The sequence below is a fragment of the Staphylococcus felis genome (assembly GCF_003012915.1).
Taxonomy (GTDB): domain Bacteria; phylum Bacillota; class Bacilli; order Staphylococcales; family Staphylococcaceae; genus Staphylococcus; species Staphylococcus felis.
Genome location: NZ_CP027770.1, coordinates 2,102,687 through 2,115,238, shown reverse-complemented (window position 1 = coordinate 2,115,238; position 12,552 = coordinate 2,102,687). Strand labels below are relative to the sequence as shown.

General features: G+C 34.5%; 10 protein-coding genes and 1 other annotated feature. All 10 genes read left to right on the top strand.

The genetic code is table 11. The features are described 5' to 3' along the window. The first annotated feature begins 81 nt into the window (after nt 1–81). The 10 genes from clpX (at nt 82) to C7J90_RS09880 (ending at nt 12,550) form a co-directional block, all read left to right on the top strand. Nucleotides 82–1,347: an ATP-dependent Clp protease ATP-binding subunit ClpX gene (clpX, locus tag C7J90_RS09925; RefSeq protein WP_103209686.1), complete on the top strand. Its 1,266-nt coding sequence runs from the start codon at nt 82–84 to the stop codon at nt 1,345–1,347. 160 nt (nt 1,348–1,507) lie between these two features. After that, complete coding sequence (yihA, locus tag C7J90_RS09920) at nt 1,508–2,125, top strand: ribosome biogenesis GTP-binding protein YihA/YsxC (protein WP_103209688.1); 618 nt, start codon at nt 1,508–1,510, stop codon at nt 2,123–2,125. A gap of 209 nt (nt 2,126–2,334) precedes the next feature. Beyond that, complete coding sequence (hemA, locus tag C7J90_RS09915) at nt 2,335–3,675, top strand: glutamyl-tRNA reductase (RefSeq protein WP_103210410.1); 1,341 nt, start codon at nt 2,335–2,337, stop codon at nt 3,673–3,675. Nucleotides 3,676–3,905: 230 nt separating this feature from the next. Beyond that, complete coding sequence (gene ccsA / locus C7J90_RS09910) at nt 3,906–4,526, top strand: cytochrome c biogenesis protein CcsA (RefSeq protein WP_232332048.1); 621 nt, start codon at nt 3,906–3,908, stop codon at nt 4,524–4,526. A 24-nt stretch (nt 4,527–4,550) separates the two neighbouring features. Then, the gene (hemC, locus tag C7J90_RS09905; protein ID WP_103209295.1) at nt 4,551–5,474 is read left to right on the top strand and encodes a hydroxymethylbilane synthase; all 924 of its coding nucleotides are present in this window, start codon (nt 4,551–4,553) and stop codon (nt 5,472–5,474) included. A gap of 13 nt (nt 5,475–5,487) precedes the next feature. Continuing rightward, nucleotides 5,488–6,165: a uroporphyrinogen-III synthase gene (locus tag C7J90_RS09900; RefSeq protein WP_103209294.1), complete on the top strand. Its 678-nt coding sequence runs from the start codon at nt 5,488–5,490 to the stop codon at nt 6,163–6,165. 3 nt (nt 6,166–6,168) lie between these two features. Next, nucleotides 6,169–7,146 (top strand): porphobilinogen synthase, encoded by a 978-nt coding sequence (hemB, locus tag C7J90_RS09895; RefSeq protein WP_103209292.1) that lies wholly within the window; start codon nt 6,169–6,171, stop codon nt 7,144–7,146. A 16-nt stretch (nt 7,147–7,162) separates the two neighbouring features. Beyond that, nucleotides 7,163–8,452, top strand: a complete 1,290-nt coding sequence (gene hemL, locus C7J90_RS09890) for a glutamate-1-semialdehyde 2,1-aminomutase (protein WP_103209290.1) — start codon at nt 7,163–7,165, stop codon at nt 8,450–8,452. Nucleotides 8,453–8,547: 95 nt separating this feature from the next. Next, nucleotides 8,548–9,606 carry an AbrB family transcriptional regulator gene (locus C7J90_RS09885; RefSeq protein ID WP_103209288.1) on the top strand — a complete coding sequence of 353 codons (1,059 nt, stop codon included), beginning with the start codon at nt 8,548–8,550 and terminating at the stop codon, nt 9,604–9,606. Between the two features lie 66 nt (nt 9,607–9,672). Beyond that, nucleotides 9,673–9,879, top strand: a binding site (T-box leader). A gap of 40 nt (nt 9,880–9,919) precedes the next feature. Beyond that, nucleotides 9,920–12,550 carry a valine--tRNA ligase gene (locus C7J90_RS09880; RefSeq protein WP_103209286.1) on the top strand — a complete coding sequence of 877 codons (2,631 nt, stop codon included), beginning with the start codon at nt 9,920–9,922 and terminating at the stop codon, nt 12,548–12,550. The last annotated feature ends 2 nt before the right edge of the window (nt 12,551–12,552 follow it).

The following is a 12,552-nucleotide window of genomic DNA, read 5'->3' as shown; positions in this document are numbered from 1 at the left end:
GCAAAAAACTTGAAAGTATCATTGTTTGCGTAATAAAATGCTTTCTAGTATAGTCGTAAAAGAACAGGGGTGTATATTAGTATGTTTAAATTCAATGAAGACGAAGAAAACTTAAAATGTTCTTTTTGTGGTAAAGATCAAGATCAAGTTAAAAAATTGGTAGCAGGTAGCGGTGTTTATATCTGTAATGAATGTATTGAACTTTGTTCTGAAATTGTAGAAGAAGAGTTAAGCCACAATGAGGTTGAAGAATTAACCGAATTACCAACACCGAAAGAAATTATGGATGAACTCAATAATTATGTGATTGGGCAAGAAAAAGCTAAAAAATCTTTAGCTGTAGCAGTTTATAATCATTATAAACGTGTGCAACAACTTGGACCAAAAGATAATGAAGATGTTGAATTGCAAAAAAGTAATGTTGCTTTAATCGGTCCAACGGGTAGTGGTAAAACATTACTTGCTCAAACGTTAGCAAGAACGTTAAATGTACCTTTTGCAATTGCAGATGCTACAAGCTTAACTGAAGCAGGATATGTCGGCGAGGATGTAGAAAATATTCTATTACGTTTAATCCAAGCTGCTGATTTTGATATTGATAAAGCCGAAAAAGGAATTATTTATGTTGATGAAATAGATAAAATAGCACGTAAGTCTGAAAATACATCTATTACAAGAGATGTATCAGGTGAAGGTGTACAACAAGCATTATTAAAGATACTTGAAGGTACGACTGCAAGTGTTCCACCTCAAGGCGGCCGTAAGCATCCAAATCAAGAATTCATTCAAATTGATACTACAAATATTTTATTTATACTTGGCGGTGCGTTTGATGGTATTAATGATGTAATTAAGCGTCGTCTGGGTGAAAAAGTGATTGGATTTTCAAGTAGTGAAGCTTCTAATTATGATGATGATAGTTTATTAGAGCATATTCGTCCTGAAGATTTACAATCATATGGACTAATACCTGAGTTTATCGGACGTGTTCCTATTGTCGCAAATCTTGAAACTTTAGACATAGCTGCACTTAAAAATATACTCACTCAACCTAAGAATGCGCTTGTTAAACAATATGCCAAAATGTTAGAACTTGATAATGTGAATCTTGAATTCACAGACGAAGCGCTTGCTGCCATAAGTGAAAAAGCGATTGAACGTAAGACGGGTGCACGTGGATTGCGTTCTATCATTGAAGAAGCGCTCATCGACATTATGTATGATATTCCATCAACTGATAATGTTGCTAAAGTCATTATTACAAAAGATACAATTGTTAATGAGACAAACCCAGAATTGTATGATGCTGATAACAACTTGTTAAATGATGAGAAAACATCTGCATAATGATAGTTGGTAGCAATATGTATAGTTAATTTTATTACTGTAAAGATATTAAAAGTAGATTTAATGAAAAAGGAGCGGGACGATGGAATCGCATATTGCAGATTTCACACCCGCTCCTTTAAAATTAATATTGAAAGAATGATTGATTGGAGGCGAAGATATGAATATTAATCCTAACCATGTGGATATTTTAATTAGTGCTGTTAAACCAGAACAATACCCGGAACTTGATTTGCCGGAAGTCGCTTTAAGCGGACGCTCAAATGTAGGAAAGTCAACTTTTATTAATACAATGATCGGTCGAAAGAATATGGCTCGAACATCACAGCAACCTGGCAAAACACAAACGCTTAATTTCTACAATATCGATAATCAACTCATTTTTGTAGATGTTCCGGGGTATGGCTATGCAAAAGTAAGTAAAAAGCAACGTGAAGCTTTTGGTAAAATGATTGAAACTTATATTACAACACGACAAGCTTTAAAACTTGTGATTCAATTAGTAGATCTAAGACATCCACCAACTGAAGATGATATTTTAATGTATGATTTCTTAAAACATTATGATATTCCGACTTTAATTATTGCTACTAAAGAAGATAAAGTACCTAAAGGTAAAATTCAAAAGCATATTAAAATTATAAAAGAGACATTGGAGTTGGAGCCTGGAGATTCCATCATAAGCTACTCGTCTTTAAACAAAGCAAAAGCACCGCTAATCTGGAATGCTATTGAGTCATTTTTAGTCAACAACTCATCTAACAATGAAAATGAATAATTAAATGATATATTGTGCCGGTTGATTGAGAAGTAAGGTCCTAAGTCAAACCTCACTTCATTTTTACGTATTCGTTAATAGCGTCTTGAAAAATTTCAAACATTTTTCTACAATTTCAGTTTAATCCTTAATTTTAAGTTTGTTTTAATTAGAATTACTATAATCTATGTTATAATGTTCGTATTGAAGAACGTATGGGGGATATATGCATGTATATTATAGCAGTGAGTGTTAATCATAAAACAGCTGATGTTACAGTTAGAGAAAAACTTTCATTTAATGATCAAAATATGTTACGTGTACATGAAGCGTTATTTGAAACAAAATCTATTTTAGAGAACGTTATATTATCAACATGTAACCGTACTGAGGTTTATGCAGTTGTTGACCAAATTCACACAGGTAGATATTATATCCAACGCTTTTTGGCACGAGAATTTAACTTTGAAGTAGATGATATTAAAGCAATGTCAGAAGTTAAGGTGGAAGATGAAGCGATTGAGCATTTATTGAAAGTGACGTCAGGCTTAGATTCAATTGTCTTAGGAGAAACTCAAATTCTGGGTCAAATTCGTGATGCATTTTTTACAGCGCAAGAAGCTAAGACAACTGGCACCATTTTTAATGAACTTTTTAAGCAGGCGATTACGTTTAGTAAAAGAGCGCATCATGAATCAGATATTGCCGATAATGCTATAAGTGTTTCGTATGCAGCTGTTGAGTTGGCGAAAAAGATGTTTGGAAAATTACACAAAAAAAGCGCACTTATTATAGGTGCTGGTGAAATGGGAGAGCGCGCGATTATGAATCTAAAAGGTGCCGGGGTTACTGACATCACTTTAATTAATCGCACATATTCGAAGGCACAAACATTAGCCACAATGCATCACATAAAAGTGGCTCCTATTAACCGACTCGCAGATGAAATACTAAATGCTGATGTAGTGATTAGCTCTACTAGTGCCAATCATTTTGTAATATCTAAAGAGATGTTAGAAATGTGTAGTAGTGTCGATTCATTTAATCAAAAAGTACTGATTGATATTGCAGTACCTAGAGATATTGAGCCTATCGATACATTAGATACAAATTTATTCATATATGATGTCGATGATTTAAAAGGTCTAGTTGATGCAAATATTCGTGAAAGACAAAGAGCAGCTGAAATCATTGCTTCAAAAATACCTGCACAAATTGAAAAACATAATGAATGGGTACAGATGTTAGGCGTTGTACCAGTCATACGTGCCTTACGCGAAAAAGCAATGTCCATTCAACAAGAAACAATGATAAGCGTTGATCGTAAATTACCTCACTTAAGTGAACGTGAACGTAAAGTTATATCTAAGCACACGAAAAGTATTATCAACCAAATGTTAAAAGATCCAATCAAAATGGCAAAAGAAATTAGTAGCGACAAAGATGCCCAATTAAAACTATCTTTATTTCAAGATATTTTTGATATAGAAGTAGAAGAAGATTACAAAGCACAAGCAATTGAAAATAAACGTCAAATTTTGAAACAGAAAATTTTAAGATTTGATCATTAATAGTTGGTGATGCTGTGGAAGAAGTTTTTTTAATTCGTTTTCATGAAGTCATTTTGTTGATCTATTTAATCTGTACAGCTTCACTTATTATAGACTTATTTCAAAAAAATTATCGACTTCAAACTTTTGGTTTTTATTCTTTAGGGATTGTTTGGGTATGCCAAACAGTCTCTTTGACAATTTTTATTATTTGGAGGGGCTACCTCCCGTTAACATCAATAGTTGAAAGTATGAGTGTTTTAACATGGCTTATACTTACAATCAGTTTTATGCTAACAGCTATGAAACAATCGGATTTTATGATAGTCCTTTTAAATGTTCTGGGTTTTATTTTTATGATGATTCACACGTTTCATCCCTACCAATTTAATTTAGATGTTTCTCGTATGACGGTGATGAATGAATTATTAGTTGTTCATATTTCTCTTGCGTTAATAAGTTATGTTATTTTTGCGATTGCATTTGTTAATTCGATTATTTATCTGATGCAATTTCAAAACTTAAAGCAGAAAAAGTTCACGCAATATTTCTTTAGAATGAGCAGTCTTGAACAGATAGAGTACATTGTCTTTTTTTGTTCATTAGTTGGAAATGTACTATTATTGGTGAGTTTAATATTAGGTGTTCAATGGGGGCTTATGACTGTTGGACTACATATTTTTGTTGATTTAAAGGTTATTTCATCATTACTTATTTTTATATGTTATATGGTATATATCATACTTAGATTAGTAAAACAGTTTAAGATTATCTCATTAATTTACTTTAATATTTTTCTTTTTTTAAGTTGTATGATTAATTTAATTGTAATTACTCAATTGTCTTCATTTCATCAGTGGACTGGGGTATAAAGTTGTCATAAAGGAGGAAAAGCAATGCGTCAACTCGTTGTAGGCTCAAGGCGGAGTAAACTTGCAATCACACAAACAAAACAGTTTATAGCACGTTTGAAAGAGATAGACCCTACACTAGATATTAAAATTAAAGAAATTGTAACTAAAGGAGATCAAATTGTTGATCGTCAATTATCTAAAGTAGGGGGGAAAGGATTATTTGTAAAAGAGATACAAAATGAGCTTTTTAATCATTCTATTGATATGGCTGTGCATTCTTTGAAAGATGTACCGAGTGAGTTGCCTAAAGGTCTAACACTTGGTTGTATTCCTGATCGAGAGAATCCATTTGATGCTTATATAGCCAAAAACCACGTGCCATTAGACCAACTACCAGATGGAAGTGTTATTGGAACAAGTTCATTACGTCGAGGTGCACAAATCCTTGCGCAATTTCCTAACCTTGAAATCAAGTGGATTCGAGGAAACATAGACACACGATTAAAAAAGTTGCATGAGGAAGATTATGACGCCATTCTTTTAGCAGCTGCTGGACTTAAGCGCATGGGTTGGTCTGATGATATTGTGACGAGTTATCTTGATGCGGATTTACTCGTTCCTGCAATTGGTCAAGGGGCTTTAGGAATAGAGTGTCGTGAAGACGATACAGAGTTATTGAATTTATTACAAAAAGTACATAACCCCGATGTTTTTGAATGTGTCAGTGCAGAACGTACTTTCTTGAAAGAAATGGATGGAAGTTGTCAAGTGCCGATAGGAGGCTATGCTAAAAAGGTAACTGATGATGAAATAGAATTCACTGGATTAATTATGTCTCCTGATGGAAAAAGACGTTTTCAACATACAATTAAAGGGTCTAAAGGCATTGAATTAGGTAAAGAGGTCAGCCGAATCCTTAAAGAACAAGGTGCTTATCAGATTATCCAATCTTTAAACGAGGGTTAATGAGGTGTAAAATATGAAGCCAACTGTAGTAATGACTCAAACTAAAATGTATACTAACCAATCAGTTAATATTGTTCATTTACCACTGATTGAGACAAAGTCTTTGTCGTTTGATATACAAGTTTTGGGTGAGCACTATCAATGGCTTCTTTTTTCATCTCAGAATGCAGTTCGCCACTTTTTACCTTATATGAGTCAAGTTTCTTATGAGAAAGTTGCTGTTATCGGTATCAAAACTGCACAGATTTGTGAAAAGTATGGGATTAAAGTGGATTTCATACCTCATAACTACTCTCAAGAAGGTTTCCTAGAATCATTCAATGCTAAAAGTTCGGATAAAATTTTAATTCCGTCCAGTAAAGGTGCAAGACCTCTATTAAATCAATCACTTAGACAAAGAGGGCATTCGACTTGTAAAATAGATTTATATGAGTCAGCACCCCATATTCAAAACGTTCAAAAAGTATACCGCTTAATCAATCAAGGTTGTGTGGATGTTATTACATTTGCAAGTTCCTCTGCGGTTAATGCATTTTTTGACTATGAAGCAACATTAGTAAACCAATATGACATTGTTACAATTGGTAGTCAAACGCGACAAACTGTGGAAGATTATGGTATGCAATGCAAAACTGCTGATATTCAAACATTAGATGCAATGATTGAAAAAATTATTGAAACGAGGGATTAAATAATGCATTTTGATAGACATAGACGTTTGCGTTCGTCTAAAACAATGCGTAGTTTGGTACGTGAAACACATTTAAGAAAAGAGGATTTAATTTATCCTATATTTGTAGTTGAGCGAGATAATGTTAAAACTGAGATTAAATCGCTACCAGGTGTATATCAAATAAGCTTGAATTTGCTTCATGATGAAATAAAGGAAGCATATGATTTAGGAATTCGAGCAATTATGTTTTTTGGTATTCCTAATGAAAAAGATGAGTGTGGTACGGGAGCATTTATTGAAGATGGAGTGATTCAAAAGGCAACGCGTATTGCTAAATCATTATATGATGATTTGTTAATTTTAGCCGATACTTGTTTATGTGAATATACTGATCATGGCCATTGTGGCTTAATAGATACCCATACGCATGATGTGGATAACGATAAAACATTACCTTTACTCGTGAAAACAGCTGTGTCACAAGTAAAAGCGGGGGCAGATATTATTGCACCTAGCAATATGATGGATGGATTTGTAGCTGAAATTCGAAAAGGTTTAGATGAAGCAGGGTATTATCATATCCCGATTATGAGTTATGGTATTAAATATGCATCAAGCTTTTTTGGCCCATTTAGAGACGCAGCAGAATCTGCGCCTTCATTTGGCGACCGCAAAACATATCAAATGGACCCAGCTAATCGATTGGAAGCAATGCGTGAGTTAGAAAGTGATTTAAAAGAAGGTGCAGACATGATGATTGTCAAACCCGCATTAAGCTATTTAGATATTATTCGTGATGTGCGCAATCATACAAATATTCCAATTATTGCCTACAATGTAAGCGGAGAATATAGCATGACAAAAGCCGCAGCCATTAATGGTTGGATTGATGAGGAAAAAGTAGTTATGGAACAAATGATATCAATGAAGCGAGCTGGTGCAGACATGATTATTACCTACTTCGCAAAAGATTTATGCCATTATATTGAACGACAATAACTAAAGGAGGAGCAAAATGCGTTACGAAAATTCAATTCAAGCATTTGAAAAAGCACAGACATTAATGCCAGGTGGAGTTAATAGTCCAGTTCGAGCCTTTAAATCAGTAGATACACCTGCTATCTTTATGGACCACGGAGAAGGAAGTCATATTTTCGATATCGATGGTAATGAATATATTGACTACGTTTTAAGCTGGGGACCGTTAATTTTAGGCCATAAAGATCCTAAAGTGATAGAAGAAATTCATAAAGTAGTCGATAGAGGAACAAGCTTTGGTGCTTCCACAATCGAAGAAAATAAATTAGCAGAACTCGTTATCGAACGTGTACCTTCGATTGAAAAGGTTAGAATGGTATCTTCAGGAACGGAAGCAACACTTGACACATTAAGACTTGCTCGAGGTTATACTGGAAAAAATAAAATTCTTAAATTTGAAGGGAATTATCATGGGCATAGTGATTCTTTGCTTATTAAAGCAGGGTCAGGTGTGGCGACACTAGGGTTACCAGATTCTCCAGGCGTGCCAGAAGGAACTGCTCGCAATACGATAACAGTACCTTACAATGATTTAGATGCTGTGACCTATGCATTTGAGCAATTTGGTGATGATATTGCAGCAATTATAGTCGAGCCTGTATCTGGTAATATGGGGGTTGTTCCACCTATTAATGACTTTTTGAAAGGATTACGTGAAATTACAAAACGTTATGATGCCTTACTCATATTCGATGAGGTAATGACTGGATTTAGAGTGGGATATCATTGTGCTCAAGGTTATTATGACGTTATTCCAGATTTAACATGCTTAGGTAAAGTTATTGGCGGTGGATTGCCAGTTGGTGCGTTTGGCGGACGAAAAGACATAATGGATCACATTGCACCGAGTGGCGATATTTATCAAGCTGGTACACTTTCTGGTAATCCGCTTGCAATGACAAGTGGTTATATGACTTTAAGCCAACTTACACCTGAAAGTTATCAATACTTTAATGAACTTGGTGATAAATTAGAAGTTGGACTGAAGACTGTTTTCGGTAAGCATCAAGTCCCGCTTACGATAAATCGTGCTGGGTCAATGATTGGTTTCTTTTTAAATAAAGGACCGGTCACAAACTTCAAGGAAGCCAATCAATCTGATTTAAAATTATTTAGTCAGTTGTATCGCGAATTAGCACAAGAAGGTATCTTTTTACCGCCATCACAATTTGAAGGTATGTTTTTGTCTACAAAACATACTCATAAAGATATCGAACAAACAATAGAAGCTTTCGATATTGCGTTAACACGTATTTTAAATGCGTAAGATGACGTTTTGAAAACGATATTTTGGACTAGGCTGAGTTTTTTGTCTCGGCCTTTTTAACATATCATTGCGTTTGAAAACATAAAGGGGAACATATGTCGAAACTATATCTAAAGAACAATCTGATTGTATTATTACTTTCTATTATTTTGGGTTTTATTCTATATTATATGAATATAATGCTACCATGGATGTTCGGGCCTATCATTGCAAGCTTAATAGTTGTTAAAATACTCAAATTAGAGGTAGAATGGCCGTCTTGGTTGAGCCAGCTTGGGTTGGTTTTGTTAGGTGTTCAAATTGGAAGTGCATTTACTAAATCGGTAATGAATGATATTAAGAATGACTTTTTTTCAATTGTAATCGTGAGTGTTTTGTTAGTCATTTTGGCTTTAATCGTATCTATTGGATTTCAAAAAATTGCAAAAGTAAATGTCGAAACAGCTATACTGAGTGTCATACCAGGTGCTTTAAGTCAAATGTTAGTTATGGCTGAAGAAAACAAAAAGGCAGATATATTAGTAGTCAGTTTAACTCAAACGTCTAGAATTATTTTTGTAGTTATTTTAGTTCCATTAATTTCATTCTTTTTTCAAAATGAGACGACTACAAACAGCGCAGTTAAGACTGCACATCACATGACCCATGTATTACAAGTTTCACACATCATGATTTTAATAATAGGTATTATTATTGTTTATTATGTAATGAAGTGGATTCATTTCCCTACAAAAATGTTACTCGCACCAATTGTTGTGCTTATTATTTGGAATATATCAACAGGCCTAACATTTACTTTGGATCAGCCTATTATTGCAGCTGCACAAGTGATTTATATGATACGTGTCGGTTTGCAAATTGCACATTTGACGAGTAGGTTAAAGGGGCGAATTGCACTAGCGATTGCGTTTCAAAATGTGCTGCTTATCATTTGTAGCTTAATAATGGTGATTTTATTAAGCTTTATAAATCACGAATCGATTAATGAGTTGTTTTTAGGAGCTGCACCAGGTGGAATGAGTCAAATCGTGCTTGTAGCATTAGAAACAGGTGCAGATGTAGCACTAATATCAAGCTATCATATTTTTAGAGTTTTCTTTATTTTATTTTTGATTGCACCGATGATTCATATTTTCTTAAAACGCCGTGTTTAGCTTGTTGTATTTTCACACAATTTATTGACTTAATCGTTAATTCAGTATACTATAAAAGAGAATTTAATAACCATTTGGGAGGAGTACACTTATTATTTTTTTAGAGAGTGCATGTTTGGTGGAAATGCATAAAAGCGTAAGTGGAAGGTAGCCCAGTAATGACCTTAACTGAATTGTAGTAAGTTAAGGCGTGTCATGAGCGTTAATCATATGAGTGCAATAATTTTTCAATTATTGAATATAGGTGGTACCACGGAAACATCCGTCCTATTTTTTAGGACAGATGTTTTTTTATTTTATGGAGGGATTTTAAATGGAAATGAAACCAAAATACAATCCGCAAGAAGTTGAAGCGGGTCGTTATCAATCTTGGTTAGATCAAAATTTATTTACACCAAGTAAAACATCGGATAAAGACACATACACGATAGTGATTCCACCTCCTAATGTAACAGGTAAATTACATTTAGGACATGCATGGGATACAACGTTACAAGATATATTAACACGTATGAAACGTATGCAAGGATATGATACTTTATATTTACCTGGTATGGACCATGCGGGCATTGCTACTCAAGCTAAAGTAGAAGCTAAAATGAGAGAAGAAGGTATTTCTCGTCATGATATCGGACGTGAAAAGTTTCTTGAAAAAGCATGGGAATGGAAAGAAGAATATGCTGAGTTTATTCGTCAACAATGGGCTAAACTTGGATTAGGGCTTGATTATTCAAGAGAGCGATTTACTCTAGATGAAGGTCTAAGCAAAGCGGTTAAAAAAGTGTTTGTTGATATGTACAACAAAGGATTAATTTATCGCGGAGAACGTATCATTAATTGGGATCCTAAAGCGCGCACAGCATTGTCAGATATTGAAGTGATTCATGAAGATGTGAACGGTAAGTTTTATCATTTTAAATATCCTTATGCGGATGGGGAAGGATTTATTGAAATTGCAACGACACGACCTGAAACAATGCTTGGAGATACAGCAATAGTAGTTAATCCAAATGACGCTCGATACAAAGATGTTATTGGTAAAAAGGTTATTTTACCAATTGTTGGACGCGAATTACCGATTTTAGGCGATGAATACGTTGATCAAGAGTTTGGTAGTGGGGCTATGAAAGTGACGCCTGCACACGATCCAAATGATTTTGAAATTGGAAACAGACATGAACTTGAGCGCATCGTTGTTATGGATGAAACTGGACATATGAACGAACATGCAGGTAAGTATGAAGGATTGGATCGATTTGACTGTCGTAAACAACTCGTAAAAGATTTAGAAGCACAAGGCTTAGTCATTAAGATTGAAGATCATATGCATTCTGTAGGTCATTCTGAACGAAGTGGTGCTATTGTTGAGCCGTATTTGTCTACACAATGGTTTGTCAAAATGAAGCCGTTAGCGGAACAAGCTTTAAACAATCAAAACACAGATAATCGCATTGAATTTGTCCCAGCTCGATTTGAAAAGACTTTTAATAGGTGGATGGAAGAAATCAGAGACTGGACTATTTCACGTCAATTATGGTGGGGACATCAAATTCCAGCTTGGTATCATAATGAAACGGGAGAAATGTATGTATCAGAAGAACCGCCTGCTGATATTGAAAATTGGACACAAGATGAGGATGTATTAGACACATGGTTTTCAAGTGCATTGTGGCCGTTTTCGACATTAGGTTGGCCAAATGTTGATACAGAGGATTACAAACGATTCTATCCGACAAATGTTTTGGTGACTGGGTATGATATTATTTTCTTCTGGGTAGCCCGAATGATATTCCAAGGCTTAGAATTTACAGATCAAAAACCGTTTAATGATGTCCTACTACATGGTTTAGTTCGTGCTGAAGATGGTAGAAAAATGAGTAAGTCATTGGGTAATGGTGTTGACCCGATGGATGTTATTGATCAATATGGTGCAGATAGTTTACGCTACTTTTTAGCAACTGGGTCGTCACCAGGACATGATTTAAGATATTCAACAGAAAAAGTTGAATCAGCGTGGAACTTTATTAATAAAATTTGGAACGCTGCACGTTTTAGTCTTATGAATATCGGCGAATCATTTACTGTGAAGGATATTGATTTATCCGAAAATCTCTCTATTGCAGATCAATGGATACTCACACGCTTAAATGAAACAATTGAAACTGTCACGTCACTGAGTGAAAAATATGAATTTGGTGAAGTAGGGCGTTCATTATATAACTTTATCTGGGATGAATTCTGTGATTGGTATATTGAAATGAGTAAAATTCCAATGAACCAAGAGGATGAAATTCAAAAAAATGTGACACGTTCAGTACTAAGTTATACTTTAGATAGAATAATGAGATTGTTACACCCGTTTATGCCGTTCGTTACTGAGCATATTTGGCAGAATATTCCTCATGAAGGAACTTCAATCGTAACAAGTCAGTGGCCGACTGTGGATCAAAGCTTAATGTTTGAGGACAGTAAAGTAGTGATGGAACAGCTTGTAGAAATCATTAAATCTGTTCGTCAGTCACGTTTAGAGGTGAATACACCACTATCAAAGCCAATACCAATTAAAATTCAAGTGAAAGATCAAAATGTACAAGCGTTGCTTATACGTAATCAAGACTACTTAGAACGTTTTTGTAACCCAAGCACTTTAGAAATAAGCACAAATATTGAAATCCCGGAAAAAGCAATGACATCTGTCGTAACTGCCGGAGAAGTCATTTTACCGCTTGAAGGTTTGATTGATATGGAGAAAGAAATCAAACGATTAGAAAAAGAATTAGATAAATGGCAAAAAGAGTTAGATCGTGTTAATCATAAATTAGCTAATGAAAACTTTGTAAATAAAGCTCCTGAAAAAGTAATTAATGAAGAAAGAGAAAAGAAAAAGAATTATCAGGAAAAATTTGACGGTGTGAAGTCAAGAATCGAACAATTAAAAGCTTAGGA